The organism is Candidatus Omnitrophota bacterium, assembly GCA_016209275.1.
In the GTDB taxonomy this organism is placed as follows: Bacteria; Omnitrophota; Gorgyraeia; order Aquiviventales; family Aquiviventaceae; genus JACQWM01.
This window is the reverse complement of the sequence record JACQWM010000022.1, coordinates 1-25,561: the sequence shown is the minus strand read 5'-3', so window position 1 is coordinate 25,561 and position 25,561 is coordinate 1. Positions and strand designations below refer to the sequence as shown.

At 61.9% G+C, this 25,561-nt stretch carries 25 protein-coding genes; 9 read left to right on the top strand and 16 right to left on the bottom strand.

Translation table 11 applies throughout. From position 1 onward, the window contains the following. Nucleotides 1–2 precede the first annotated feature (2 nt). The 10 genes from chrA to HY737_03435 all read right to left on the bottom strand — a co-directional run bounded on the left by chrA (nt 3) and on the right by HY737_03435 (nt 6,618). Complete coding sequence (gene chrA / locus HY737_03480; protein ID MBI4597444.1) at nt 3–1,190, bottom strand: chromate efflux transporter; 1,188 nt, start codon at nt 1,188–1,190, stop codon at nt 3–5. Between the two features lie 7 nt (nt 1,191–1,197). Then, complete coding sequence (locus HY737_03475) at nt 1,198–2,151, bottom strand: pirin family protein (GenBank protein ID MBI4597443.1); 954 nt, start codon at nt 2,149–2,151, stop codon at nt 1,198–1,200. Nucleotides 2,152–2,161: 10 nt separating this feature from the next. Further along, nucleotides 2,162–3,028, bottom strand: a complete 867-nt coding sequence (locus HY737_03470) for a VIT1/CCC1 transporter family protein (GenBank protein ID MBI4597442.1) — start codon at nt 3,026–3,028, stop codon at nt 2,162–2,164. 75 nt (nt 3,029–3,103) lie between these two features. Beyond that, nucleotides 3,104–3,574: a hypothetical protein gene (locus HY737_03465; protein ID MBI4597441.1), complete on the bottom strand. Its 471-nt coding sequence runs from the start codon at nt 3,572–3,574 to the stop codon at nt 3,104–3,106. Nucleotides 3,575–3,627: 53 nt separating this feature from the next. Further along, nucleotides 3,628–4,200, bottom strand: a complete 573-nt coding sequence (locus HY737_03460) for a hypothetical protein (GenBank protein MBI4597440.1) — start codon at nt 4,198–4,200, stop codon at nt 3,628–3,630. 188 nt (nt 4,201–4,388) lie between these two features. Then, entirely contained in the window at nt 4,389–4,646 is a 258-nt protein-coding gene (locus tag HY737_03455) for a hypothetical protein (protein MBI4597439.1), read from the bottom strand. A gap of 14 nt (nt 4,647–4,660) precedes the next feature. Continuing rightward, nucleotides 4,661–4,948 carry a hypothetical protein gene (locus tag HY737_03450; GenBank protein ID MBI4597438.1) on the bottom strand — a complete coding sequence of 96 codons (288 nt, stop codon included), beginning with the start codon at nt 4,946–4,948 and terminating at the stop codon, nt 4,661–4,663. A 120-nt stretch (nt 4,949–5,068) separates the two neighbouring features. Beyond that, a complete protein-coding gene (locus HY737_03445; protein MBI4597437.1) occupies nt 5,069–5,314 on the bottom strand; it encodes a GlsB/YeaQ/YmgE family stress response membrane protein in 246 nt (81 codons plus the stop codon). Nucleotides 5,315–5,323: 9 nt separating this feature from the next. Continuing rightward, nucleotides 5,324–5,887 (bottom strand): hypothetical protein, encoded by a 564-nt coding sequence (locus HY737_03440; protein ID MBI4597436.1) that lies wholly within the window; start codon nt 5,885–5,887, stop codon nt 5,324–5,326. Between the two features lie 305 nt (nt 5,888–6,192). After that, on the bottom strand, nt 6,193–6,618 hold the full coding sequence (locus tag HY737_03435; protein ID MBI4597435.1) for a hypothetical protein: 426 nt from the start codon (nt 6,616–6,618) through the stop codon (nt 6,193–6,195). Nucleotides 6,619–6,781: 163 nt separating this feature from the next. Between HY737_03435 and HY737_03430 the strand changes: the two genes are divergently transcribed. Continuing rightward, nucleotides 6,782–9,997: a cellobiose phosphorylase gene (locus HY737_03430; protein ID MBI4597434.1), complete on the top strand. Its 3,216-nt coding sequence runs from the start codon at nt 6,782–6,784 to the stop codon at nt 9,995–9,997. Here HY737_03430 and HY737_03425 read toward each other — a convergent pair. From HY737_03425 to HY737_03410, 4 genes are read right to left on the bottom strand one after another with little or no spacing between them, the layout of a single operon-like run. Next, the gene (locus HY737_03425) at nt 9,894–10,370 is read right to left on the bottom strand and encodes a response regulator (protein MBI4597433.1); all 477 of its coding nucleotides are present in this window, start codon (nt 10,368–10,370) and stop codon (nt 9,894–9,896) included. The genes HY737_03430 and HY737_03425 overlap by 104 nt on opposite strands. 41 nt (nt 10,371–10,411) lie before the next feature. Continuing rightward, nucleotides 10,412–12,694, bottom strand: a complete 2,283-nt coding sequence (locus tag HY737_03420; GenBank protein MBI4597432.1) for a CHASE domain-containing protein — start codon at nt 12,692–12,694, stop codon at nt 10,412–10,414. Further along, nucleotides 12,691–13,485, bottom strand: coding sequence for a PAS domain S-box protein (locus tag HY737_03415; GenBank protein MBI4597431.1), 795 nt, complete (start codon nt 13,483–13,485; stop codon nt 12,691–12,693). The genes HY737_03420 and HY737_03415 overlap by 4 nt, the downstream gene beginning before the upstream one ends. Next, a complete protein-coding gene (locus HY737_03410; protein ID MBI4597430.1) occupies nt 13,475–13,936 on the bottom strand; it encodes a MerR family transcriptional regulator in 462 nt (153 codons plus the stop codon). Before HY737_03410 ends, HY737_03415 begins: the two co-directional genes overlap by 11 nt. A 152-nt stretch (nt 13,937–14,088) precedes the next feature. On the opposite strand from HY737_03410, the gene HY737_03405 reads away from it, so the two are divergent. The 8 genes from HY737_03405 to nuoB all read left to right on the top strand — a co-directional run bounded on the left by HY737_03405 (nt 14,089) and on the right by nuoB (nt 24,809). Beyond that, nucleotides 14,089–16,749 carry a cellobiose phosphorylase gene (locus HY737_03405; protein ID MBI4597429.1) on the top strand — a complete coding sequence of 887 codons (2,661 nt, stop codon included), beginning with the start codon at nt 14,089–14,091 and terminating at the stop codon, nt 16,747–16,749. Between the two features lie 121 nt (nt 16,750–16,870). Continuing rightward, nucleotides 16,871–17,560, top strand: coding sequence for a PTS sugar transporter subunit IIA (locus HY737_03400; GenBank protein MBI4597428.1), 690 nt, complete (start codon nt 16,871–16,873; stop codon nt 17,558–17,560). Next, nucleotides 17,557–19,548, top strand: a complete 1,992-nt coding sequence (locus HY737_03395) for a hydrogenase (protein MBI4597427.1) — start codon at nt 17,557–17,559, stop codon at nt 19,546–19,548. Before HY737_03400 ends, HY737_03395 begins: the two co-directional genes overlap by 4 nt. 4 nt (nt 19,549–19,552) lie before the next feature. Next, on the top strand, nt 19,553–20,467 hold the full coding sequence (locus HY737_03390; protein MBI4597426.1) for an NADH-quinone oxidoreductase subunit H: 915 nt from the start codon (nt 19,553–19,555) through the stop codon (nt 20,465–20,467). 6 nt (nt 20,468–20,473) lie between these two features. Continuing rightward, a complete protein-coding gene (locus HY737_03385; protein MBI4597425.1) occupies nt 20,474–21,118 on the top strand; it encodes a hydrogenase in 645 nt (214 codons plus the stop codon). 5 nt (nt 21,119–21,123) lie between these two features. After that, entirely contained in the window at nt 21,124–22,569 is a 1,446-nt protein-coding gene (locus HY737_03380) for a hydrogenase (GenBank protein ID MBI4597424.1), read from the top strand. Next, nucleotides 22,566–24,011 (top strand): NADH-quinone oxidoreductase subunit C, encoded by a 1,446-nt coding sequence (locus HY737_03375; GenBank protein ID MBI4597423.1) that lies wholly within the window; start codon nt 22,566–22,568, stop codon nt 24,009–24,011. Before HY737_03380 ends, HY737_03375 begins: the two co-directional genes overlap by 4 nt. 9 nt (nt 24,012–24,020) lie before the next feature. Further along, entirely contained in the window at nt 24,021–24,809 is a 789-nt protein-coding gene (gene nuoB, locus HY737_03370) for an NADH-quinone oxidoreductase subunit NuoB (protein ID MBI4597422.1), read from the top strand. Here the strand turns inward: nuoB and HY737_03365 are convergent. Together HY737_03365 and HY737_03360 are read right to left on the bottom strand one after the other, a co-directional pair. Continuing rightward, nucleotides 24,787–25,179 carry a response regulator gene (locus HY737_03365; GenBank protein ID MBI4597421.1) on the bottom strand — a complete coding sequence of 131 codons (393 nt, stop codon included), beginning with the start codon at nt 25,177–25,179 and terminating at the stop codon, nt 24,787–24,789. The genes nuoB and HY737_03365 overlap by 23 nt on opposite strands. Continuing rightward, entirely contained in the window at nt 25,176–25,463 is a 288-nt protein-coding gene (locus tag HY737_03360) for a DUF378 domain-containing protein (GenBank protein ID MBI4597420.1), read from the bottom strand. Before HY737_03360 ends, HY737_03365 begins: the two co-directional genes overlap by 4 nt. Nucleotides 25,464–25,561 lie beyond the last annotated feature (98 nt).

The window sequence follows — 25,561 nt, the reverse complement described above, 5'->3', positions numbered from 1 at the left end:
CCTCAATGCTCCACCAGTACCGAGAGCACCCAGCCGGCCAGACCGCCGCCGAGAATGAGCCACGCGGTATTGAGCTTCCACCGCAGCCCCACCGCGACCGCGACCAGCGCAATCAGCCAAGCCCGCCAATCAGCAAGCGCGGCACGGGCGAACTGGATGAGCACCGCCGCCATCAAGGCGATCGCGCTGACGTTCACGGCATCTAAAAACGCTGACGTCCAGCGCAATCGGCGAAGTTTGGGAATAATGGGATTGAGCATCGCCACGAAGACAAACGATGGCAGGAAGATGGCGACCGTCGCCGCCACCGCACCTGCAGATCCCGCCAAGAGATATCCGATGCAGGTGGCCGTGGACAACACAGGACCGGGCGTCATCTGTCCGATGGCAATCGCATCGAGGAGCTGCTGCTGAGTCAACCAGCCGTAGTCGCGCACCAGCCCTCCTTGTAGAAACGCCACCAGCACGTAGCCGCTGCCATAGAGCACGCTGCCGACTTTGAGGAAGAAGAGCCCTAGTTTCCACAATGACACCTGGGTCGCGATCGCCGCTCCGGCAACCGCGATGGCTGCCCAGCTTCTGCCATGAACGCCCAGCACCGATGCGACAACGACACCAGCGTTCCCACGATGGCGACGCCGCGTCTGATGCGGAAGCGAGAGCCAGCACATGCCGCCGACCCCACCGAGGAAGAATGCGAGGATTTCGTTGACGCCCAACAACGCTGTTGCGGCGACGATCACGCCAATGACGAGCAATTGCCATGTCTTCACCGCGGTCTTGCCCAACCGCCAGATGGCGGTGAGAATTACCGCCACCACCACGGGTTTGATCCCCATGAGAAACGGTGCGGCGTTCGGCAGCGAGCCGAACCGGACATAGACCCAGGCGAACCCCGCGGTGATAAGAGCGGCGGGCAGAATGAAGCAGGCCCCGGCCACAATCAGCCCAGGCCAACCGCCTCGGAGGAAGCCCACATGAATCGCCATCTCGGTGGAGTTCGGCCCAGGGATGAGATTGGTCGCCCCCACCAGGTCAAGGAAGTGCTCTCGTGTGAGCCAGCGACGCCGATGCACGACTTCTTCCTCCATCAGCGCAATGTGAGCCGCCGGCCCGCCGAAGCTGATCGTCCCCAGCTTCAGGAACAACGCGGCCAACTCCCGCAACCGCCCGCTCACAGACACCTCCATCAATCTCTCAACGCCGCCTGCCAGCCCTCAGCGTTATTGGGGCAAATTGGCTAATGAAAGTTCCATTTTGGAATTCTTGAAACGCCGTTTTTAATTCGTCTTTGGTGTTCATGACAATCGGGCCATACCACGCCACCGGCTCCTTGAGCGGCCGGCCGTTGATCAGCAAAAAGCGCACCGGTGCTTTCTTGGTCGTGATCAGCACCGTATCGCCTTCGGGAGCGTAGAGGGCGATGTCCCCTTCTTTGCACACACAGGAAGGCTGCATGTCAAAATAGTTCTCGCCGATTGCCTCGCGGTCAAAGGGGTTTTGCCCAGGATCGAAATGCCCTGCGCCTTCCACGACATACGCGAAGACGGTGTAGCCAGGCTTCACCGAATGGGTGAACGTTTTGCCGGTCGGCAGCGTGACATCGAAATATTCCGGATCGGTGACGATTTCTTTGACCGGGCCTTCCACCTCACCGAGCCGGCCGCAAATGATCCGCACTGTGGCTCCCTCGCTGGTCTTGACCGCGGGAATCTGCGGTGCCGTGACCTCGCGGTAGCGAGGGTCCATCATCTTATTGCGCCGGGGCAAATTCGCCCATAGCTGAAATCCCCACATCCGTCCCTTGGGGCTGCCCTGCAGCATCTCCTGGTGAATGATGCCGCTGCCGGCCGTCATCCACTGCACATCGCCGGGCCGGATCACTCCGCGATTGCCCAGGCTGTCTTGGTGCTCCACGTCGCCGTCTAAGACATAGGTGATCGTTTCGATGCCGCGGTGCGGATGCCACGGAAACCCCTTGATATAGTCGTCGCGATGATCCGAGTTGAAGCAGTCGAGCAGCAAGAAGGGGTCGAGCTGCGGCACTTGGTGATAACCGAAGACGCGCTTGAGGCGCACGCCAGCGCCTTCGATCGTCGGAATCTGCTTCCACACCTTTTTGATCTGGCGCATGGGCGTGCCGGTGTTCATGAGACCCTCGCTAGAGCGCCTCAAGGCCGGTAAATCGGCGCGCCAGCGAGCCGATGATGAACGAGACGATGGCGACACCGACGCTAAAGAGCAGCATTTCCACCAGGCTTTTCTTGAACGCTCGCTCAAACACAATCGCCGTATAGTAGGACAGCGCGGCCACGATCAGGATCACGGTGGCGATCATGACGGCGACGGCGGCCGGCGCATACGGCATCACGACAAACGGTAGCAACAGCAGCAGCACGACCGCCAGGTAGGAGACGCCGGTATACAGCGCGGCTTTGGCCGGATCCTTGCCTTGCTCATGCCGGGCGGAGAGATACGCGGAAGAAGCCATCGACATGGAAGCGGCGATGCCCAGAATGAATCCGGCCACAGCCACGGTCCGACTGGTGTGGAACGCAAAGGCAAAGCCGGTAAGCGCTCCGGTCAGCTCAATGAGGGCGTCATTCAAGCCGAGGACGATGCTGCCCATGAATGTGATTCGCTCCTCTTTGATCTGGTCGATGAGGGAGCGTTCGTGGTATTCCTCATGCCGAATGATCTGCTGGATCTCTTCTTTCATCTTCCCGCTGGCCGTCAGCAAGACCTCGTGGTAATTCATGATGGCTTGCTTTTCATGCCGCTCCAGGAACTTCGCAGTGAAGGTCAGGCCGAGTACTCTTCTGAGGAATTTCAGGAACAGTAGCTCCCACGGGCTGATGCGGAATGTTTTCTTGGAGGAAAGGCTCAGCCAGAAGTTGTAATCCTCAAGCTCATGCTGTGTCAGCTCCTCCAAGATGCGCTTGAAGGCTGGCACCGTCTCAATGAGGGCAAGTTCCCGGTAGGTGACGTAATCCCGATATTCGTTTTTGGCAAACTCTTCAGGGGTCATCGGTGGGGGCATTGTCAGGGTGTTGGCCTGACAAAAGAGATTGTACCAGCTTTCAGGAGGGAGAGCGAGACGAGCTCAGAGACGGGCTCTGGCCTCGCCTAAATACCAGTTGGCCTCATCGCGCTGCTGCTGCGCGTCGGCGAGTTCGCGTTTGATGGTCTGGAACGTACGGTCCTGTGCGGCCTGCTGTTCTTGCAAGATCCGCACCTGGGACAAGAGTCGCTGCTGTTCGGCGGCCGCCTGCTGGATGATGGTGCCCTGCTGCTCAGCCTGCGCGCGCCAAGCGCGAAGTTGCCGAGTGAGCCACGCGGCTCCGGCAATCAAGCCGGCGAAAGCTGCCGCAAGAGTCCAGAGTGCCAGCGATGACGCCGGCTGGCGCCATGGCGCCTGCGGCCTAGCAGCACTACGGCCGACCGCCCATCCACGAGCATGCGCCGGCTGGCTCGCCACGGGGCGCTGCTGCTCCACCTGGGTCAGGGCGCGATCGATCGCCTCCAGCCGCTGGGTGACGCTGGACTGTTGTTCAGCAAAAGCGATGGAACTCATGACCGCTCCTAGCACGATGGCCAGAGGCCATTTCAACACGGCACGAGGACGCATCAGCGGGATCCTTGAAACTCCACCATATCGTCTGGTGTGATCGCGGCAATCTCATAGCCTGGGAGAATGCGCGCAGCAGAAGCGGTGTGGCTCACCCGCTCAATTTCCACCGCGGCAATGGGCCGTCCGTTGCGCACAATGCGCAGCTGATCGCCGATGCGCGTCGCCTCCCGCCCGAGATCAACGACGATAAACCCCCACGTTGGGTTGACCTGGAGCACGCGCCCGCTGACCTGCCGCTGCAGGCTGCGCACGGTGACGGGAGATAATTCGAGTGTAGGCGAGCGGATGGCTGATGACTGCCGAACGATCGGGGCATCGCTTGAGGGGGATGGTTCCAGGCGGGCGGTCAACACGGCCACGTCACGCGTCGTCTCATCCAGGCGACGATTCAGCGCGATGATTCGCTGCGCGGCCCTCTGCAGCCAAGCGCTCATCCAGGCTTCGCGCGCGGATGAGGCCTTCAGCGCGCGATCGAGTGCCACATGCTGCTGAAGGCTGTCGCTGATTCCGGCGATGAGCGCGCCCGCCGCGATCCCTCCCGCGAGCAGCCGTCCCCACCGTCTGAACATGCTCTGCATGTTACCACAAAGCTTAGAACGCCGCCATCGCCATTTCCATGATGTATGTCATACGTCTTGCCGTAGACTAGGCGGCGCGGGACTGGGGGAGGGCACTCCCTCTCTTTGGATATTACCGAGTATAGCCACCCGATGAAGTCTCCTGCACTGAAATCGAGCGTGCCCGCTGTGTTCCAACGTTAGGTTCCTGGCTGGCGTTGAATCCCTGATTCGGTCAACGGAGCATCCTTATTGCCATAGGGACTCGGCTGAGCCAGGCTGTCTTTCTTTGCCTGGGACTCTTGCTCATGGGCTTCTTTCACTTTCAGGGCCTCATCCTGAATGGTGTCGAACACCGTGCCCTTCCCATCCCTTGAAGGCCCCGTCATCATCCGAACGCCGGCTCCCACCACGAGGAAGGTGAGCCCGACGATGATCGCCAGTCGCACAGGTTTCATGTTATCCTCCCGTGTTAAAAAATCATCCGGATGAGCCCCCCGATCAGACGAAATGGCAGGGCGATGATTTCTCCGACGACGTGCACCGCCGTGCTGAGGATCCCTTGGGACTCACGATGGACCTCGGTGCGCGTTTCCACGGTTTCTTTTTCACTGACAACACGCTGCGGTGGCGGCTCGACCGCTGATGAGGAGCTCACCGTCTGTTCGGTCCTCACGGTCCGCGACTGGTTCGCGCAACCCACAGCCAGTAGGCTGACCACAAGAACACTCGCCAACACACACCGTGCCATCTCGCGCATATCGTCCTCCTGTGAAACGGCTGCCATCATGGCAGCCGCGGAATGGCCGACCGCCCCCTGCGTTCGGCATTCCGCCCCACATCCAGCGGGGCTTCACCGGCGCGGTGGGCGCTCGGCCTGTCAGGCTCGTTTGACAACGCCAATCAGGGCCAACAGGGCGATCGCGCCGGCGAGTGCGGTGACCAATGAGCCGACGAACCCATAGGCCGCAAGTCCGATCACGCGAAAAAGCCACGCGCCGAACACTGCCCCGATGATCCCGACCACGATATCTCCCAGCATGCCGAACCCGCGGCCTTCCATGATCAGGCCTGCGAGCCATCCGGCCATCAGCCCAATCAGCAAGAACCACACCCATCCTTCCATTGCGACCTCCTATTTTTTAAATGGCTCCTTTAGGACAACTTTCACTCCGGCAATGGTCCCGGTGAGGGCATGGCGAACTTTCTGCCCGGCTTCCGAACCGATTTCACTTGCCGCCTTGATGGCACCATTCGCTGCCGCCGATGCGGCTGCGGTGACATCAAGACCCAGCTCTTTCGCACCTTCAATGACACCCTCGATGAGTTGCTTCGCCGCCGTCCCAAGATCGCCGGTCACTTCTGCGGTGGCCTTGATGACCGTCTCTCCAAGCTGGCCGATCATCTCAAGTGTTGCCCCACCAGTTTCTTTCGTACCGCGAAGGACGCCAAGGACCACTCCTTTGGTGGTCGAGCCGATATCGCCTCCGACTTCTACGACAGCATGGAAGGCCCCTCGAACCACATCCGAGATCGCGTTCGCCGCGGAGGTGGTGACCTGAGCCGTGCCTTTCAGAGCACTGACCATGGTATGAGCCACGGCATCGACGATCGTGGTCGCGATCTCTTCGGTCCCTTTGATCGCTTCCACAATGCCCTGCTTGATTGAGCTCATCAATCCTACCTTCGGTGCGTCCATCGTCTCCTCCTCTGAAGCGGCTGCCATCGTGGCAACCGCGGCTTCGGTTGACGACTAACCCTTCCTCCGACTCCGCGTCACGTTCGCGCCATGGGCGGCGCCTTCCCCAGGTTCCTCCGGTTGCTCAATGCAGCTGCAGTTCGTCCCTTCAGCGCATCCTTGGCAGCAGTACCATTCCCCCGCCAGAATGCGCCCCAGACCCTGATTGCCTTTCCAAGCCACCTCGCCTAATCCGCATTCCACACACCGTTTTTTCGGCTCATCTTTCATGGCGCGCTCCTCCCTTGTGCTTGCTTATGACAGCGTCATGGAATTTTAACCGTCAGGACTTGCGGCGGACCGATGGGCGTATGGTCATCGGCCGCCAGTTGCACGGTAATCACATGATCGCCTGAGGATAAATCATGGAAACTCAGTTTGGTCGCCGTCGTGGCGATGACGGGTCCCTGATCAACGCGATAATGCAGATGGCCCTCGGCTTGCGCAGGGTGCTCTTGCGCTTCTGCCGGATCGACCAGCGTAAAGTTATCGACTTTCACGTGAACGCTCACGGCCTTTCGCTTCGCCACGGTCGCTGGATCGATGGCGATGGCCGCAACGATTTGAATTGGTTCTGGCGAGGGGTGTTCCGTCTTCGTCGTTGGCTCGATCGCCGTCGCCTCGAGCGCGCTCCCGATAACCGCCGCCGTCACCACCAGCCCTGACACCACCCACTCCTGGACATTCCTCATCGTGGTCCTCCTTGTGTTGTCGTATGTCTTAGTTGGATATTACTAGAGGAAAATGACGGCGCCGTGACTTTTGGATGACAACTTTGTCACGGATGCCGGGGGAGTGTTAAGGAGTCAGAAACGCCGTAGGGGCTCGAAGGAAATTTTGGTACAATAACGGCTCATGATCTCGTATCGGCTCGACCGCGACAGCTTCGTCATTGAGGACTACCTCCGGGCTCGCCCGTTTGCCAGCTTCTTGCCGGGCATCGCCGGCGTGTGGGGCATCCCGATGTGGGTGTTCTATGTCAACCGCGGCCAGGGGATCGCCGGCTTCGGCACCCAGAACAAAGATCACCCCATCATGGAATTCCTGCCGGCGAATAAGGCGTACCGCGCTACGCCGCAGCAGGGATTCCGCACGTTCGTGAAGCTCTCCGCGGGCCGTCGGCAGACGGTCTATGAGCCGTTTCGCGCCTCGGCCACCGGCAAGGACAGTGCCACCACCCAGCGCATGCGCATCCGCAGGCACGAACTAGAGCTCGAGGAGCGGCATCACGGGCTCAACCTCGAGACGCGCGTGCAGTACTTCACCATTCCCCACGAGCCGTTTGCCGCGCTCGCCCGCGTGCTCACGCTCACCAACCGCGGACGCGCGCCGCTTGCCCTGGAGCTGCTGGATGGATTGCCGGCCATCATCCCCTACGGCATGCAGGACTATTTTTTGAAGAACATGAGCCGGACGATCGAGGCGTGGGTGCGCGTCGATAATGTGGGCCGCCGGGCCCCGTTCTTTCGGCTGAAAGTGGAGCCCCATGACCGGCCGGAAGTCGTGCCCATCCACGCGGGCAACTTCTACGTCGCGTGCGCGCACGACGGAACGCGCTCGCGGCTGCTTGAGCCCATCGTGGATCCAGCGCTGATCTTCGGATGCCACGAAGATTTCACGATCCCTGAGCGATTTCTTGACGCATCCTTCCGCGCGCCGGCGCATCAGCTCGTCTCGGAAAAAACGCCATGCGCCATGGGCTATCTGAAGACCGCGCTGCGTCCCGGCGAATCCCGAACGGTCGCGTCGCTCTTCGGCCACATCCAGCACCTGAAGCGCCTCAACGCCCTGCTGGCAGCGATCACCTCGCCGGACTTTTTCCTGCGCAAGCGCCAGGAGAACCAGCAGTTGATTGACCAGATCACCCAGCCCATCGCCACCGCCAGCGGCCTGCCGGCGTTTGACCTGTATTGCCGCCAAACATTTCTGGATAACGTAATGCGCGGCGGGGCCCCGGCCGCTCTCGGCGGGAAAACGCTCTACGTCTTTGGCCGCAAGCACGGCGATCTTGAGCGCGATTACAACCAGTTCGTCGTGCCGGCGACCCCGTTTTCCCAGGGCAACGCCAACTATCGCGACGTCAATCAGAACCGGCGAACCGACGCCTGGTTCTACCCCCAAGTCGGCGAGAGCACCCTCATCGCCATGTTCAACTTGCTGCAGGCGGATGGGTTTAATCCGCTCATCTATAAGGGCCTGCGCTTCCTCGCCCCGGCCGAAGAGCTGCATCGGTATCCAGCGCTTGGGAAGATCCTCTCCAAACCGTTCACCCCTGGGGAGCTGCTGGACCACATCAGCCGCTGCGACGTGAAACTCTCCGAGCCGCCTGAGCAGTTCCTCCCCCGGATCATCGCCAGGGCCCGGGCGGTGGAAGACGCCGAGCACGGCGAGGGATTCTGGACCGACCACTGGACGTACAACCTCGATCTGCTGGAAAGTTATCTGGCCCTCTACCCCGACCGGCTGCGCGCACTCTTGCTGGAGGAGCGCGTCTTCACGTTCTATGACAACACGCACGTCGTGCTGCCGCGCGCAAAAAAGTACGTCCTCGCCAAAGGCGTCGCGCGCCAATTCCATGCGGTGCGCCTGGATCCGGAAAAGCATGCGCTGGTGCATGGCAGAACCGAGGACCCGCACCGGATGCGCGCCGAGCACGGCCGCGGGCCGGTCTACACGACGACGCTGGCGGTGAAGATGCTGGCGGTCATCGCCAATAAGCTGGCCTCGCTCGATCCCTCCGGACTTGGCATCGAGATGGAGGCGGATAAGCCCAATTGGTATGACGCGCTCAACGGCCTGCCCGGCCTCTTCGGCTCATCGTTATGCGAAACGTTCGAGCTGAAGCGCTGGATGCAATGTCTTTCCCAGGCGTTGGCCGCGCGGCACCCTCCGCTCTCCGCCTCAATCGCCGTGCCGGAGGAGTTGGCCGCCTTCATCAGCCAGCTTGAGCAAGCCCTCGCCCAGCCGCAGGCGCAGTACTGGGAGGCAAGTGCCTCGGCGAAGGAAGCGTACCGCGAGCAGATCCGGCTCGGATGGTCGGGACAAGAAGACGCGTTCGCCATCGACCGGCTGCTGCGGTTCTTGCAGGCCGGCATCGGCAACGTCTCGCGCGGCATCGCTAAAAGCAGTGCTGCGGCAGGCGGGCTCCCTCTGAGCTACTTCACGCATGAAGCGCTCGCCTACGCCGAATCCACCGGGCCGCATCCGGCGATCACCCTAAAGCGCCGCCGCTCGCGCGCGCTGCCCCTCTTTCTTGAAGGCCTCGTCCATGCGCTGAGGCAGGAGCCGCGCCCAGCCAAGGCCCGGGCGCTGTACCGCGCAGCGCGCAAAAGCCCGCTGTACGACGCGCGGCTGAAGATGTACCGTGTCTGCGAGCTGCTCACCAAGGAGCCTGAAGACATCGGCCGCTGCCGCGTCTTTAGCCCTGGCTGGCTTGAGCATGCGTCGATCTGGCTGCACATGGAGTACAAATTTCTGCTTGAGCTGCTGCGCTGCGGGCTGCACGAGGAGTTCTACGAGGAGTTCTTCAACGCGCTGATTCCCTTCCAGCCCCCGGCGCGGTATGGGCGCAGCATCCTGGAAAACAGCTCATTCTTAGTCAGCAGCGCGCACGCCGATGCCTCGCTGCATGGGGCGGGGTTCGTGGCGCGCCTCTCCGGGGCCACGGCGGAGTTCTTGCAGATGTGGCTGTGGATGATGGTAGGGCGCGCCCCGTTTCAGATGAACCCCGCCTTTTCAGGAAAGGGCGGGGTGAACAGCCGGGGGCAGCTGGAGCTGCGATTCGCTCCTATCCTGCACGGCAAACTCTTCGATCAGGCCGGACGATTGTCGTTCACTTTTCTTGGCGCGACGCGCGTGACGTACCGCAATCCGTGGCACCGCTCAACGTTCGGAGCCAAGGCGGTGCAACCGAGCGCAGCACAGCTTACCCTGCGCGATGGGCGCCAAGTCGACATCCCCGGCGGCATCATCCCGGCACCCTACGCCGAGCAGATCCGCCAGGGCGAGGCGGCGTCGATTGAGATGACGCTGGCGGCTGCGGGCGCGGCTTCCTCGAGAGCGCCTCGCTGATCGTCCGAAGCAGCGCGGCGTTATCGATGGGTTTGCTGATGATCCCGTCGGCCTTGTTGCGGATGTCCACGGTCATGGCGGAGGCGTCGTCATGGTAGATCGAAAACAAGACGACTGGGCACTCTGGCCTGGCCGCTTTCAGCGCATCTAACACCGCCTTGCCGTCCATCTCCGGCATCCGAAAATCGGTGATGACGAGGTCGAAGGGCTCGGTGAGCGCTTTCTCCAATCCCTCTTTGCCTGAGCAAGCCGTCGTCACCTCGAAGGCGCCGTCCCGCTCGAGATTGAGCTTGGTGAACTTGCAGATCGACGGTTCGTCATCGATCAGCAGAATTTTTTTCCTCGCCATGCGTTCCTCTGAAGCGGCGACCATCGGGGTCGCCGCGGAATGCCGAGCGCGACGGGCGCTCGGCCTTAGATGTGAAACGCCATCGCCACGGTGGTCCCCTGCCCGGGCGCACTGCGCAAAACAATGGCCCCGCGGTGGTGCTCGATGATCGCCCGGCTGATGGACAACCCCAACCCTGTGCCTTCTTCGGGCGGCTTGGTGGTGAAAAATGGGTCGAAGACTTTGCTCAGCGCGTCCTCCGGGATGCCGATGCCGGTATCCTGCACCTCGCACACCACTACGCGCTCGCCCGCTTGAAACTCTCCCAGCCTTAGGCGGGTGAGCGGATCATCAGCCGCCAACAGCCGCTCAGCAGCGCGGATCGTCAAGGTCCCTCCGGCCGGCATGGCGTGAAGGGCGTTGACGATGAGATTGATGAAGACTTGCTGCATTTGGTTGTCATCCAGCATCACCATCGGCAGCGTCTCAGGCACCTCGATGAGGATCTGCACGTTGCCGACGGCGGCTTGGCGGCCGAGGAGCTCAAGCGATTTTGACACCAACGCATGGAGGGCCACCGGGGAGAGCTGAAGGCGCGAGGGGCGGGAGTAGCTTAAGAGCTCGCGGACGATCCGATCCGCCCGGATGACCGCGTCTCTGATCAGGTGAATCGCCTCGGCATACCGCCTGTCGTCTGACGGCAATTCGCCCTGGAGATAGTCGACCCCTTGCGTGATGACCTGCAGCGGATTTTTCACCTCATGGGCGATCCCGCTGGCCAGCCGCCCCACCACGCTCATCTTCTCGGCCTGGATGAGCTGTGTTTGCGCCATCTGCAAGCGCTCGTGGGAGTTTTTCAAATCCGCCAGCACATTGAGCACCGCCCGTTCCCGCTTCAGCAAGTCCACGTTCGCCTGGCGCAATTGCTCTTCGGAGCGCTTGCGCTCGGTGATGTCGGTGAGCAGCGACAGCACGCCGATGATCGCCCCGTTCGCATTCCGCAGCGGCGCGGCCAAGACGCTCACCTCCACCAGTGAACCGTCCTTGCGCAGGCACGGCCGCTCAAGCGCGTGGCCCGTGCCGGCCAGTTCCTCTTGCATCACCGTACGGAAATCCTCCTGGCGACCCTCGGGCACGATCGGCACGAGCTTGCCAACAACCTCCTGCTCGCTCCACCCGAACAAGCGCTCCGCCGCAGGGTTCCACGTTAGGACCTCGCCCTGCGCATTCATGGACAGGATGGCGACAGGCGAGGCCTGCACCACCGCCTGCAAGGCGTTGGCGGTTTGGCGAAGATTCGCCGTCATCCGTTCGGCCAAGGCCGCGGCGCGGTTTTTGGCCGTGGTCAGGACGTGGACCAGCATCGATACCAGCCCGCTTAACAGCGCTCCGATTCCCAACACCATCCAGGGGAGGAACTCCTCAAGGCGGGGCAGTTCCGGCCGCGATGGAGTGGCAAAGATCAGGGTCCATGTCCGTCCGCCCACCCCCACGGTCGTTGCCCGCTGCAAGCCGCCTGCGATGGGGCGCGCCGCCTCGGTCGCCGGATGAACGTCATACAACCGATGCTCGCCATCGAGCAGCGCGCCATCGAAGATTTCAACGTCCCATTCCGGCGCCAGGGCCCTGATCCTGACCGCCTCGGCCACCAGGGCCTGCGCATGGATCACCGATGTGACAAACCCTTGCAGCGCGGCTCGCCGCTGCTCCGGCGTGCCGTGCGGCACCCCGTTGCGGTAGATCGGCAAGACCAGCCGAATACTCGACTCTGGCTTGCCCTGATCCTGCGAGAAGATCATCCGCCCGGTGGCGCTGAGTTCGCCGCTATCTCTGGCTCGCTCGCACGCCTCTCTGCGAGAGGCCTCGGTGCGAATATCGAAGCCCAGCGCCGAGTCACCCTGGTTCATCGGGTAGAGGTACGTGTTCACGTAGTATTCTTCCCGCTGGCCAGGCGGGTGGATCTGAAACTCCGGGTAGCCCTCCGCATGCACGCTGGTGTCGGTTCGCACTCGCTGGATGAATGCGTCGACCGCATCGGCCGGCACGCGTTCAACGAAGCGGATCCCAACCGCCCCTGGGTAGGGCGCGATCTGGTTGACCCGGTTCACATACGTCACGAATTCATCGCGCTCCACCGACCGGCTCGCGGCATACAACCCTTGAACGCCCTGCAACAGGCTCACATACAGCTTCAGCCGCTGATCCAAGTCCGCGGTGATCTCGGCCGCCCTCTGCTCAAACCGTTTCGCGGCAAGCGCCGAACGGACGTGCAGCGTGTATCGCCATGCGAACCACGTGGCGGTCAGCAAGACGCCAAACGTCGCCGTGGCAAGGGCGATGCCTCCGCTCGCCGGATGTCGGGCTCTCATCCGGATGATGGGAGCGAGCGTTTCAGCGCTTCAAAGCTGACATCGTACGGCGCTGGACGTCCGAGTGCTTGGGAGAGGTCATTCACTTCGCGTTTCAGCTCGATCATGCGGTTCTCGCGGTCAACGGTCACATGTTTGAATCGCTCCAGTTCGGAGATGTTCTCCACGAGCATGGCTTCATTCCGCTTGCGATCGGTGATGTCGATGAGGACGGCCAGGACGCGCGCGCCCTCGGGAGTCTCCATGGGGTTGAGCCCGATCTCAAAGGGAATTTCTGTCCCGTCCTTCCGTCGGGCAAGCAGAATGCGGCCGGCGCCCAGCACGCGGGGTTTCGCATGAGCAAAAAATGCCTTGGCGTAGCTGGGGTGCGTGTGTCTGAAGCGCTCTGGCACGAGGAGCTCGACCGACTGGCCGATGAGCTCCTCGGGCGCGTAGCCGAAGAGGCGCGCCACCTGCGAGTTGGCGAACGTGATGTTTCCTGCGTGGTCAACCAGCAGGATGGCGCTGGGGACCGATTCGACGACCAGGCGGAAGCGCTCCTCGTTCTCCCGCAGCGTCTGCTCCCTCAAGCGGCTCGGCCGGATCACCCAGCGATAGAGCGCCGGCGCGCTCAAGAGGCTCAGCAGAACCCCATCTGCGAGACTGAGCCACGCGCTCGCGCGCAGCCCCGCCAACGATAGCAGCAGCATCACCGCAACTTCCACAACCGCGATGATGCCACACGTGCGCAGCATCGCCGTGGAAAACCTGATCGGGCGCTGCCCGATGCCGGCCGGCGGCTTAGGACGCATCCGAGGCGGGCGGGAAACGTGGGGAAAAAAACCCGAGCGGTGTGGTGGGCGGCGGTTGCTGGCGCGGCGAGCGAGCACGCACGTGTTTCAACCAGTGCGCACGGCGGGCTTGCCGAAGCGCGTGCCTGACGCGGCGGATCTGGCCCTGGAGCTCAGCTCTCGAAATATCCAGTTCCTTGAGCCGCTGCCTTAGCAACTGCTCGACCGCGCGGCAGGGGCATTGCCGGCTCTCCAAAAGCTGCACCACGTCTCGAATCTCTCGCAAGCGCAGCCCAAGGTGCTGGGTTTTCCGGATAAACTCGAGCCGGTCGAGGGTCGTCGCGTCATACGCCCGATAGCCGGAGAGGGTCCGGGAGGCTTTCGGCAGCAAGCCGATGGCTTCATAGTACCGAATGGTTTTTGGAGTAAGCGCCACCTTCTTGGCGATTTCACCAATCTGATACTGCGCCATGATCAGGCATGATACACGTTCCAGTGGCTGGAAAGTCAAGACCAGACTTTCGGCCTGAGGAGGAAACCCAACGTCTATGATTTATCTCATATACTACAACGGGGCGCGCAGGAATCAAGAACCATCGCACGTGTGCTACAATAGGGTTCCTCATGTCAGCGCTGAGCACCGATCATACGGCCACCATCAGCCGTTGCTATGTCCCTCTTGCCAACGAAGGGGGCGCGTTGTCCTGGACCTCACCGACGCTGCAAGGCGGGCTGGCCCTCAGCCATCATGAGTATCTGACCCCGCCTCTGACGGCGGAAGACCTGCCGCATACGCTGATTCGGCGGAATTGTTGGATTGTTGAGCCTCGGAAGACTCCATGGTCGGCCGCCACAGCCGCCAACCGCACCATCGATATGGGCCCTGGATGGTTTCAGCTCGCCACACGGACATCACGCTTTACGGTCACCATCACGTTATGGTGCCCAGCCGACAGGCCTGAACCGATTGAGCTGATGCGCATCACCGTGACCAACACTTCCGCGCGGCCGCTGCGATTCATGCCGTATGCCGCCATCCCGATGTTTTGCCGCTCGGCCGATCACGCGCGCGATCACCGGCATGTGACGGTGCTGCTCCACCGAATGCGCATCATCCCGCATGGCGTCATGGTGAAACCGGTGATGTCGTTTGATGAGCGGGGACACCGGCCGAATCGCACCCTGTACACGGTCTTGGCCTTCGGACCGCGGGGCCAAGCACCGACGGACGTCTGGGCGCGCGAGGAAGATTTTCTTGGGCCGTGCGGAACATTCGTGTCACCCGCCGCGGTCTGGCAGCAGCAGCGCGCCCCTCGGTATCGTCAAAAAGACCTGGGCGGCCGCGAGGCGATCGGGGCGTTCCGCTTCTCCTCCTGCCGGCTGGCCCCGGGTGCCAGCACTCACTACCTGCTGCTGTCCGGGATTTCCCGCGATCCGGACAGGCCGCGCCGATGGACCCGTTGGGCCAAACACCCAGCGTCGGCGGCGCGCTCCCTTCGCGCCACGCAGGCCTTCTGGCAAGAGCAGTCGCGCCGCGTGTGCTTTTCAACCGCAGATCGAGCGCTCAACGGCTGGCTCTCCTGGGTGAATATCCAACCGGTCCTGCGCCGGCTCTACGGCAATTCTTTCCTTCCGCAATTTGACTATGGCCGCGGCGGGCGCGGCTGGCGGGATTTGTGGCAAGATGGGTTGGCCTTGCTGCTGTCTGATCCGGCGGCGGTCAAGCCGATGCTGTTGCACAATATCGGCGGGGTGCGGATTGACGGCTCCAACGCCACCATTATTGGGCGCGACGGCCGCTTCATCGCCGACCGCAATCATATTCCTCGCACCTGGATGGATCATGGGGCGTGGCCGACCCACGCGATCCTGCGCTATCTTGATCACACCGGCGATCTTCGATTCCTGCTGGAGCCGCGAGCCTATTTCCGCGACCCGCAGCTGTTCCGCTGCCGGAGGCGCGATGAGGGATGGACCGAAGCGTACGGATTTCAATTGCGCACGCGGCGCGGAAACATCTTCCGCGGGTCGGTGCTGCAGCATCTGCTGGTCCAGCACCTGACCGCGTTTTTCAACGTCGGCGAGCACAATGTCTGCCGCCTGGAGGGCGCGGATTGGAACGATGGGCTGGACATGGCGGCCGAACGAGGAGAATCGGTGGCCTTCACCTCGTTGTACGCGTGGAACCTGCAGCGGCTGGCACGGCTCGCCGAGCGGCTGCGCGCGCGAGGCATCGCCGCCCTCGACGTGCCGGAGGAGCTGTTGCTGTTGCTGGACCGGCTGCCGCGAGGAGCGCGCGTCAACTACGCCAGCTCGTCCGCGAAACGCCGGCGCCTTGAGGCCTATCTTCAACGCGTGAGCCGCGACGTGTCCGGGCGCACGGCGCGCGTGCCTCTCGCGGATCTCGCGCGCGACCTGACACAGAAACATGACGACCTCGCGCGAAGGATCCAGCGGCAGGAGTGGGTCACCGCGAAGGGCGAGGGCTGGTTCAACGGCTACTACGATAACGCCGGCCGCCGCGTTGAGGGTGTGAGGGATGGGCGGGTAAGGATGACGCTGACCGGCCAGGTGTTTCCGATCATGTCCGGCATCGCCACCGATGAGCAGGTCGATCGCGCCATCCGCGCCGTCAATCGCTTTCTGCGCGATCCGCGGCGCGGAGGCATTCGGCTCAACACCAATTTCGGAGTACCACAGCCGTCGTTGGGGCGGGCGTTTGCGTTCGCCTACGGCGAGAAGGAAAATGGCGCCATCTTCAGCCACATGGCGGTGATGTACGCGTATGCGTTGTACGTGCGGCGAAAGCCCCAGGCGGGACGCGAGGTCTGGCACGCGCTGTATCGTCTCGCGAATGCGCCGGCGGCGAAGCTGTTGCCCGGCCTGCCGGAATATTTCAATGCCGAAGGTCGCGGGATGTACGGGTATCTGACCGGCTCAGCCTCATGGCTGATCGACCTGCTGCTGACCCAAGTCTACGGCGTGCGAGGCGAGGACGGCCATCTCGTCTTGGATCCGCAGCTGACCCGCGAAGATTTCGGCAACCGCCGTGAGCTCGCCGTCGAATGCACGTTCGCCCAACACCGGCTGCTGATCCGCTACCACGCTTCTCCGCATCGCGTTGGAGCATCATCGATGGTCCAGGAGATTCGCGTGGAGGGCAAGCGCCTTCGCTGCGTTCGGCGGCCCACAGGAGGCGCGCGCATCGATCGCGGCCTGCTTGAACGGCTCCACGCCAAACACCCCCTGGCGCTGCAAGTCACGCTCTCTTCGTCTCACTCTTGACAAAATTTTTCATCGTTATATGCTCATAGGTGAATCGAGGAGTCGATAACGCGTTCGTGAAGGTGCTCACCCACCCCGTGCGGTTGCGCATCCTTGTCGTAACCGTATCCTCGTCACTTCCATGGTATTGAACATTCGTGAAGCCGCCGCACTCTTGAACGTCACACCGGACACGCTCCATCAGTGGATCAAGACCAGGGGGCTTCCGGCGCACCGAGTCCGTGAGCATTATCGCTTCAATCAGAGTCAGTTGCTGGAGTGGGCGACCGCGGAGGGCATTCCTTTATCACCGGCGCCCTCGCGCCTGCTGATGCTCACACAAGCGCTGGAACGGGGCGGGATTGTGCATGACCTGCCAGGGAAGGACATGCGGATGGCGCTCAAAGAACTCGTCGGCCAATTGCCATTGCCTCCGGAGATTGACCGGATCTTCCTCCTGCGGATGCTGCTGGCCCGTGAGCGACTCGGATCAACAGGCATCGGGGAAGGCATCGCCGTGCCTCACGTCCGTAACCCCATCGTCCTGCGCGTGCCCACCCCGCTCGTCTCGCTGGCCTTCCTGCGCCAGCCGGTGGACTTTCATGCCCTCGACGGCAAACCGGTCTCAATGCTCTTCACGTTGGTCACCCCGACTGTGCGCATGCATCTGACCCTGCTGTCACGGCTCGCCTTCGTGCTCCATGATGCCGCCTTGCGGAACACCTTACATCCGCGGGCTGCCCGCGAGATGATTCTCAAGCACTTCTCCCGCATCGAACTGCAGTTACAACCCGCGTCTGAGACGATGGCTGCCAGGAAACATCAATCATGACGCTGTTTCTTTCAGCGCTCACAATCCTGGGAGTCTCAGCAGGTTGTGCGGCTCTGGCAGGCCGCAACCAACGATGGGTGACAATCTGGGGCGTTGGTGGAGCCGTCATCGGCTGCTTCCTTGGGTTGATGCCCGCCATCCATGCGCTCACGACGGGTGCCCTGCCGCCATTTCGCGCCGCCTGGCAGGTTCCGTATGGTGAGTTCTTTCTCGTCCTTGATCCGTTGAGCGCCTTTTTTCTCTTGCCTATTTTCGGCGTATCCGCCCTCGCCGCCATCTACGGCAGTGAGTACCTGAAACCGTTCAGCACGCACAGGTCGCTGGGGCCGATCTCTGCTTGGTTGAATATCCTGATCGCCTCGATGGCGCTGGTCGTGGCCGCGCGCAACGCTGTCCTGTTTCTTGTGGCGTGGGAGGTGATGTCGCTGGCCTCCTTCTTCCTGGTCACCTTCGAAGATGAACGCGAGGATGTCCGGGAAGCGGGCTGGACCTACCTCGTGGCCACACATCTCGGGACAGCATTCCTCTTCGTGTTCTTCACGCTGCTTGGTCGGCACGCAGGTTCCATGGATTTCGATCAGTTGACGGCCATCAGCGCTGCGTCGCCTACCTTGGCGGTAGTCCTGTTCCTTTTGGCGCTTGTAGGGTTTGGCACCAAGGCCGGCTTCATGCCGCTGCATGTGTGGTTACCGGAAGCCCATCCGGCAGCGCCGAGTCATGTCTCTGCAGTGATGTCCGGCGTGATGATCAAGCTCGGCATCTATGGCATCCTGCGGACGCTGACGTTCCTGGGTCCTCCGCCGGCCTGGTGGGGTCTGACCCTCCTGATGATTGGCGTGACCTCGGGCGTGCTGGGTGTGGCGTTTGCCTTGGCCCAGCATGATTTGAAACGGCTGCTGGCCTATCACAGCGTCGAGAATATCGGCATCATCGCGCTGGGCATGGGCATCGGGCTGCTTGGCCAGTCCGCGGGGCAGCCGGTGATGAGCTGGCTAGGATTCAGCGGAGCGCTCCTGCATGTGCTCAACCACAGCCTGTTCAAGGGACTGCTGTTCCTCGGGGCAGGCTCGGTGCTCCATGCGACGGGCACGCGAGAACTGGATCGGCTCGGCGGATTGTTCAAGGCGATGCCATGGACCGGCACAGCCTTTCTCGTCGGGGCCACGGCCATCTGCGGTCTGCCGCCGTTGAACGGCTTCATCAGCGAGTGGTTGATCTACGTGGGGGGGTTTCACGGGTTTCTGGCGTTCACGACGCGCAGCGGGATGTGGCTCGGGCTGGGTATTGCGGCGCTGGCGTTGATCGGCGGCTTAGCGGCGGCGTGCTTTGCCAAGGCTTTTGGCACGGTGTTCCTTGGGAGTCCTCGCGAAGCACAGGCTCATTCGGTTCATGAAGCCGGCCCAGCCATGCTGATCCCGATGATGGGACTTGCAGGAAGCTGTCTGGCGATTGGGCTGTGGCCTCATGGTGTCGTGCAATTCATCATGCCAGCCATCAGTTCCATCACTGGCGCATCGCTGCCGGTGGACGCTGCGGGAATCGCCTCCACCTTGGCCGGACTGCGGCTGGTCAGCGCGACGGCCGCGCTACTCCTCTGCATCACGCTTGCGCTGGTCGTGTTGCGCCGGCTGCTACTCAAGACCCGGCCGATCAACCAAGCGTTCACATGGGGTTGTGGCTACGCGGCCCCGACAGCCCAGATGCAGTACACCGCGTCCTCCTTTGCGCAGCCGTTAGGGAGGCTGTTTCAGAGTGTCTTGCGAACACAATCCCACGAGCAGGCTCCTGCCGGGTATTTCCCTGATTCGGCGCACCGGACATCCCACACCCCTGATGTGGCAACCACATACCTGTTCCTCCCGTTGTTCGCCAGGATCAAGCGCGGCCTTGAGGCGCTTCGGTGGCTGCAGCAGGGCCGGGTCCAGTTGTATCTGCTCTACATCTTTCTCACGCTCGTGGTGCTGCTGGTGTGGAAACTCGGGGTCTGACGCAATGTCGGCCATCCAACTGCTGTGGTCTCTTGGCTTGGTGATCGGGGGTCCCCCGCTGTTGTTGGGGGTGATTCACAAGACGAAGGCGATCCTCACAGGCCGCATTGGCGCGCCGGTGCTGCAACCGTATTACGACTTGTGGAAGCTCCTGCAGAAGGGTGCTGTCTACAGCCGGACCACGTCATGGGTGTTCCGAGCGGGTCCGCTGGTTTCGCTGGCGGCGTTCCTGACCGCAGCCTTGTTCGTCCCGCTTGCCGCACCTTCAACGCTCCTCTCGTTCTGGGGAGACGTGGTGCTCTGGGCCTATCTCGTTGGCGTGGCCCGCTTCATCACCGTGCTCGCAGCACTCGATACCGGCTCGAGCTTTGAAGGGATGGGTGCCAGCCGCGAAGTCACGTTTGCCAGTTTGGCGGAGCCGGCGCTGTTGGTCGCACTCGCGGTGATCGCCAAGGTGACAGGTAGCGTGCAGTTGTCCGAGATGTTCGGCCCGGTCTTGGGATCGGCCTGGCGCACGGCCGGTCCGGCACTTGCGCTGGCAGCCGCCAGCCTCTTCCTCGTGCTGCTAGCGGAAAACGCCCGTATGCCCGTTGACGATCCCACGACTCACCTGGAGTTGACGATGATCCATGAAGTGATGGTGCTCGACCACGGCGGTCCTGATTTTGCGTTCATCCTCTATGGCAGTGCGCTGAAGCTGTTCCTGTTCGGCGTCCTGCTCGTCCGGCTTCTCATGCCCGTGCACATCGGCGTGCCCTGGATGGATCTTAGTATGCTCATCACTGGGCTGTTGGGCCTGGCGGTCGTCATTGGCGTCGTGGAGTCCTCGATGGCGCGGCTTCGCTTAATCCGTGTGCCGCAACTGCTCGTCACCTCAGGTGTGCTGGCCGCTGTCGGCCTGCTGCTGGTGTGGAGGTAGGCGGCTATGGCGCAGGGCGTTGACCTGATTCTGGTGCTAGCCATGCTGTTGAATTTCCTTGTCCTGGGCAGTAGCCGACTCAGGGCCTGCATCCGGGCGGTGGCCTTTCAAGGCGTATTGTTGAGCATCCTGCCGCTCCTACTGCATCAGGGCGGCCTGGCGGTCCATATGGTTGCGTTATCGGCAGGCATGCTAACACTCAAAGGATTCTTGTTTCCCTGGCTGCTGCTGCGTACCTTGCGCGATGGCTCCATGCGTGCTGAAATCGAGCCGCTCATTGGATTCACGGCATCCCTGCTCGTGGGAGCCATCGCCACCGTCGCGGCATTCCTCCTGTCCTCCCGGCTGCCGTCACTGCCGTCCCTAACCTCATCGCTGCTGGTGCCGGCCGCCATGGCCACGCTGCTCATCAGCCTTGTGGTGTTGGTGTCCCGCACCAAAGCGCTCACGCAGGTGCTCGGGTATCTGATGCTCGAGAACGGCATCTTCCTGTTCGGGCTGACCCTCGTCCAGAGCATGCCCCTGCTGGTGGAGCTGGGCGTCCTGCTAGATCTCTTCGCCGGCGTCTTCATCATGGGGATTGTCATCTACCACATCAGCCGGGAATTCGATCATATCGATACGTATCATCTGACCATCCTGAAAGACTGACCGCGATGTTGCTTGGACTCGTGCTCATTCCGCTGCTTGCCGCCGGAGGCGCTTTTCTGCTCCGCTCAAACAGCCGGCGGTTGGGGCTGCTCATCGGGACCGCGCTCCTCCATCTGGCTCTTGTGGTCTTTTCCTGGCGTGTTGACCCGCATCCGCTTCTGGGGGGGTGGCTGGCTCTCGATGCGATCGGCCTGATATTTCTGACGCTGGTCAGCGTCGTGTTCATATGCGCATCACTCTACGCCGTCGAGTATCTCCGCCGTGAAGCCCGTCGCTCCAACCGCACCTTTGTGGGATGCCTGCTGGGATTCCTCGCCGCTATGAGCCTCGTCACCATGAGCCAACATCTGGGATTGCTGTGGGTCGCCGTGGAGGGCACGACGCTGGCCAGCGCGCCGCTGATTTATTTCCATCACAGTCAGCGGTCGCTTGAGGCCACGTGGAAGTATCTCCTCCTATGCTCCGTGGGGATTGCCCTAGCCCTCTTAGGGACGTTTTTCGTCGCCATGGCAGGCTCAGGCCACGGAGGAGGAGACCAACCCTCCCTCGTGGTCAGCGAGCTGATCAGCGCTGCCGGCCAGCTGCATCTGCCGTGGCTGAAAGGCGGTTTCCTCTTCTTCCTGGTCGGATACGGCACCAAGATGGGGCTGGCCCCGTTCCACACCTGGCTGCCGGATGCGCACAGCGAGGCGCCGTCGCCGGCATCAGCCCTATTGTCAGGAGCGTTGCTCAACTGCGCGTTTCTCGGCATCCTGCGTCTCTTTCAGGTGTGTGTGGCGGCCGGGTTAGGCGCATTCGTCCAGGAGTTGCTTGTGGTGTTTGGCGTGTTCTCGCTCGTTGTCGCGGCGGTCTTCATCGTCGGGCAATCAGATTACAAGCGCCTCCTGGCTTACTCCAGCATCGAGCATATGGGGATTCTGTCGCTGGGGGTCGGCCTCGGAGGGGCCGGAGCCTATGGGGCCATGCTGCACGCGGTGAACCACTCGCTGACGAAAGCGCTGCTGTTCTTCGTGGCAGGCAATATTCTCCTGGCTCACGGGACGAAGCTTGCCGCTGACGTCAGAGGCCTTTTGCGCCGTCTGCCTGTGTCTGGAGCGCTGCTGCTCGGCGGGTTTTTTGCGATCACCGGCGCTCCTCCCTTTGGGCTATTCCTGAGCGAATTCACGATCTTGAATGCCGCCGTCAGCCAGGGCCGCATGGTGGTCGCTGCCCTGTATCTCATCTTGCTGGCAGTGGTCTTTCTTGGCATGGGGGCTATTATTCTGCCAATGGCTCAGGGCCAGCCTGCGGATATGGCGACCGGCAGCCCGCACGCAGGAAGAGAATCAGGGTTGCTGGTGGGTGTGCCCCTGGCGTTACTGATCGCTGTGCTCGTACTCGGCCTCTATGTGCCTCCCAGCGTGAACGCGGCGCTGAGCCATGCGGCACAGCTCGTTGGAGGAGTCCCATGATCCTCAAAAATCCTCAGGCGGTGGATGAGGCGGCCCTGCCGGTGCTGCCGATACAGGAATTCCGCAGCACGGTGCTTCGCGCCGTTTTAGAGGGCGCGCGCCTGTCGGCGTTCTTCGGCCGGTTCATCAATGGGAAGGTGAAACTGTATGCCCTGCTCGCCCATGATGAGACAGGGGAATGCACCGCCATTGCCACGATCGTGCAGGATGCGTATCCGTCCCTGACGCCTGAGTGCCCGCAGGCGCAGGGGTTTGAGCGGGAGGTGGCGGAGCAATTCGCCATCAGGGCTGAAGGACATCCCTGGCTGAAACCTGTTCGCTCTCATCGCAGCCCCTATCCCTTTTTCCAGGTCACCGGAGAGGAAACGCATGAAGTTGCGGTTGGCCCGGTGCATGCTGGAATCATCGAGCCTGGGCATTTCCGGTTTCACTGCCAGGGGGAGCGCATCCTCCATCTGGAAATCCAGCTCGGGTATCAGCATCGCGGGGTTGAACAGCTGCTCGCAGGCAGCCCGGCAAAGCGGATGCCGATATTGGCTGAATCCATCGCTGGAGACACGGTCATCGGCCATGGCCTCGCGTTCTGTGAAGCGATGGAAACTCTCGGCGGATGCCAGATCAGCCCGCGAGCTCAGGCGTTGCGTGGTGTGGCCCTGGAGCTTGAACGGCTGGCCAATCACGCCGGCGATTTGGGAGCGCTTGGCACGGATGTTGGATTCCTGCCGGCCGCGGCGTATTTCGGGCGGTTGCGGGGCGAATTCCTCAACCTGCTCATGGAACTGACCGGCAGCCGCTATGGTCGAAGCTTCCTGCGTCCAGGCGGCGTATCGTATGACCTGAGTGAAACCCAGCGGACTGATTTTGAGCAACGGCTCGCACGGGCTCAGAAGGAGTTACAAACATTTGCACGCATGCTCTTTGACACGCCGTCCGTCATCGACCGGTTTGAGGGCACGGGTATCGTGACACGACAGGTCAGTGAGGCGCTGGGATTTGTCGGCTCAGTTGCCCGGGCCTGCGGCAGCCATCGTGACGTCCGGCACGATCATCCCTCAGGCATCTATCAATTCTCCCACCTTCCCATGATGACGGCTGACACCGGAGACGTGCACGCGCGGGCGCTGGTCCGATGGCTAGAGGCTGAGCGTTCCCTGGTATTCCTGCGTGAGCAACTGACCAGCCTGCCGGAAGGCGAACTGCACATGCCGTGTTCGCCGATGATGCCCAACCGCGTGGCCTTTTCCATGGTGGAAGGATGGCGCGGGGAGATCGTGCACGTGGCGATCACTGATGCGCAGGGCAGCATCGCCCGATACAAGGTCATTGACCCATCCTTCCATAATTGGATGGGGTTGGCGATGGCGGTGAGAAACGGGGAGATTTCCGATTTTCCGTTGTGCAACAAGAGTTTTAACCTCTCGTATGCCGGGCATGATTTGTAAGGTATCTGGATGCTGAAGATTCTTGCGACGCGAGTTGAGCAGGGCTGCCGAACGCTGCCGTTTCCAAGTGCCTTGGCGACATTGCCGGAGCGGTTTCGCGGCCGCCCAACGCTCGATCACAGCAAATGCCCCGATGGCTGCCAGGCCTGTGCCGACGCCTGTCCGGTGCAAGCTCTCCAGGCAGGTGGCGCGATGCAACTTGACCTTGGACGCTGCCTGTTCTGTCGGGACTGTCTTGACGCCTGCCCTGAAGGCGCGATCGCGTACACGCGCGATTATCGTCTCGCGTCAACGAAACGGCAGGACCTGGTCTTACAGGGCGATGAAGTGCCGCGCGTTCATGCGCTTGATCAAAAGATGCGCAAGCTCTTCGGCCGTTCGCTGAAACTACGCGAGGTTTGCGCCGGCAGTTGCAATGGCTGCGAGATGGAGCTGCAGGCGCTGAACAATGTGGTATTTGATCTTGGGCGCTTCGGAGTCCAATTCGTCGCTTCCCCGCGCCATGCCGACGGCCTCATCGTGACCGGGCCTGTGACGGAAAACATGCGCGTTGCACTTCTCAACACGTATGAAGCGATCCCATCTCCGAAGTTGGTCATTGCGGTGGGAGCCTGTGCGATCAGCGGCGGACCATTCCGCGACAGCGCGCAGGTTCGCAACGGCGTCGAGGGCTTACTTCCCGTTGATTTGTATCTTCCCGGCTGTCCGCCGCATCCGCTGACGCTGCTTGATGGCCTGTTGCGGCTGCTTGGCCGTATTGAAGACCAAACGGCGGTTAATTATCCCCGGTCTGACTGAGGAGATTTCGGATGGCTTCCACCAGCGGTGTCGCTCCGCGGCCTTTTTCGATATAGGCGGCAGCGCCTAGCTCGCGGCAGCGGTCTTCATCTTCCAACACGCCCTTGCCGCTGAAGACCGCGATGATCGGAATATCGCGGGCATTCTGATTTCTCTTCAGCGTCTCGGTCACGGCAAACCCGTCCTTTTTCGGCAACAAGAGATCCAGCACGATCAGATCCGGGTGCCGGGTGGTGGCGAACTCAATCGCCTGCTCTCCGTCGGTCGCGGTGAAGACCTCAAAGCCTTCCAGCTCCAGCCGCTTGCCGACCATCTTGATGATGCTGGGCTCATCGTCGACGAGGAGAATGCGCCACTGCTTCTCACTCATGACTTCTTCGGCTCACAGCTCCCCTTCTGGCACGGACAGCAGCAGCAGACCGAGCCGAGCAGTGTTAGCACACCGGCCACCCCGATCACGCCATAGACGATGCGCGCCCCCATCCCTTCGCCAAGCAGCGCGGCGACCAGATTCAGGTTGAAGACGCCGACGAGCCCCCAGTTGATCGCCCCGAGTGCCGCGAGCAACGCCGCCACCTTGCACACCCCGCACTTCTTCCCGCTTGCCATGATCCACTTATGAAAACGCTCTGCAACACCCAAACTCCGACCCATGCGATCGGTCGTGAACGCCCTGAGGCGTTGCGACCGTTCCCTGACTCCCATCGCGGAGTCCCCTCGGAGGAGGCGACTCAGTCACTTATGCGTGCACA

Excerpts from the sequence above, each read along its gene's own strand:
- chrA (MBI4597444.1), bottom strand. The coding sequence starts at position 1,190 with ATGGAGGTGTCTGTGAGCGGGCGGTTGCGGGAGTTGGCCGCGTTGTTC.
- HY737_03475 (MBI4597443.1), bottom strand. The coding sequence starts at position 2,151 with ATGAACACCGGCACGCCCATGCGCCAGATCAAAAAGGTGTGGAAGCAG.
- HY737_03470 (MBI4597442.1), bottom strand. The coding sequence starts at position 3,028 with ATGACCCCTGAAGAGTTTGCCAAAAACGAATATCGGGATTACGTCACC.
- HY737_03465 (MBI4597441.1), bottom strand. The coding sequence starts at position 3,574 with ATGAGTTCCATCGCTTTTGCTGAACAACAGTCCAGCGTCACCCAGCGG.
- HY737_03460 (MBI4597440.1), bottom strand. The coding sequence starts at position 4,200 with ATGTTCAGACGGTGGGGACGGCTGCTCGCGGGAGGGATCGCGGCGGGC.
- HY737_03455 (MBI4597439.1), bottom strand. The coding sequence starts at position 4,646 with ATGAAACCTGTGCGACTGGCGATCATCGTCGGGCTCACCTTCCTCGTG.
- HY737_03450 (MBI4597438.1), bottom strand. The coding sequence starts at position 4,948 with ATGCGCGAGATGGCACGGTGTGTGTTGGCGAGTGTTCTTGTGGTCAGC.
- HY737_03445 (MBI4597437.1), bottom strand. The coding sequence starts at position 5,314 with ATGGAAGGATGGGTGTGGTTCTTGCTGATTGGGCTGATGGCCGGATGG.
- HY737_03440 (MBI4597436.1), bottom strand. The coding sequence starts at position 5,887 with ATGGACGCACCGAAGGTAGGATTGATGAGCTCAATCAAGCAGGGCATT.
- HY737_03435 (MBI4597435.1), bottom strand. The coding sequence starts at position 6,618 with ATGAGGAATGTCCAGGAGTGGGTGGTGTCAGGGCTGGTGGTGACGGCG.
- HY737_03430 (MBI4597434.1), top strand. The coding sequence starts at position 6,782 with ATGATCTCGTATCGGCTCGACCGCGACAGCTTCGTCATTGAGGACTAC.
- HY737_03425 (MBI4597433.1), bottom strand. The coding sequence starts at position 10,370 with ATGGTCGCCGCTTCAGAGGAACGCATGGCGAGGAAAAAAATTCTGCTG.
- HY737_03420 (MBI4597432.1), bottom strand. The coding sequence starts at position 12,694 with ATGAGAGCCCGACATCCGGCGAGCGGAGGCATCGCCCTTGCCACGGCG.
- HY737_03415 (MBI4597431.1), bottom strand. The coding sequence starts at position 13,485 with ATGCGTCCTAAGCCGCCGGCCGGCATCGGGCAGCGCCCGATCAGGTTT.
- HY737_03410 (MBI4597430.1), bottom strand. The coding sequence starts at position 13,936 with ATGGCGCAGTATCAGATTGGTGAAATCGCCAAGAAGGTGGCGCTTACT.
- HY737_03405 (MBI4597429.1), top strand. The coding sequence starts at position 14,089 with ATGTCAGCGCTGAGCACCGATCATACGGCCACCATCAGCCGTTGCTAT.
- HY737_03400 (MBI4597428.1), top strand. The coding sequence starts at position 16,871 with ATGGTATTGAACATTCGTGAAGCCGCCGCACTCTTGAACGTCACACCG.
- HY737_03395 (MBI4597427.1), top strand. The coding sequence starts at position 17,557 with ATGACGCTGTTTCTTTCAGCGCTCACAATCCTGGGAGTCTCAGCAGGT.
- HY737_03390 (MBI4597426.1), top strand. The coding sequence starts at position 19,553 with ATGTCGGCCATCCAACTGCTGTGGTCTCTTGGCTTGGTGATCGGGGGT.
- HY737_03385 (MBI4597425.1), top strand. The coding sequence starts at position 20,474 with ATGGCGCAGGGCGTTGACCTGATTCTGGTGCTAGCCATGCTGTTGAAT.
- HY737_03380 (MBI4597424.1), top strand. The coding sequence starts at position 21,124 with ATGTTGCTTGGACTCGTGCTCATTCCGCTGCTTGCCGCCGGAGGCGCT.
- HY737_03375 (MBI4597423.1), top strand. The coding sequence starts at position 22,566 with ATGATCCTCAAAAATCCTCAGGCGGTGGATGAGGCGGCCCTGCCGGTG.
- nuoB (MBI4597422.1), top strand. The coding sequence starts at position 24,021 with ATGCTGAAGATTCTTGCGACGCGAGTTGAGCAGGGCTGCCGAACGCTG.
- HY737_03365 (MBI4597421.1), bottom strand. The coding sequence starts at position 25,179 with ATGAGTGAGAAGCAGTGGCGCATTCTCCTCGTCGACGATGAGCCCAGC.
- HY737_03360 (MBI4597420.1), bottom strand. The coding sequence starts at position 25,463 with ATGGGTCGGAGTTTGGGTGTTGCAGAGCGTTTTCATAAGTGGATCATG.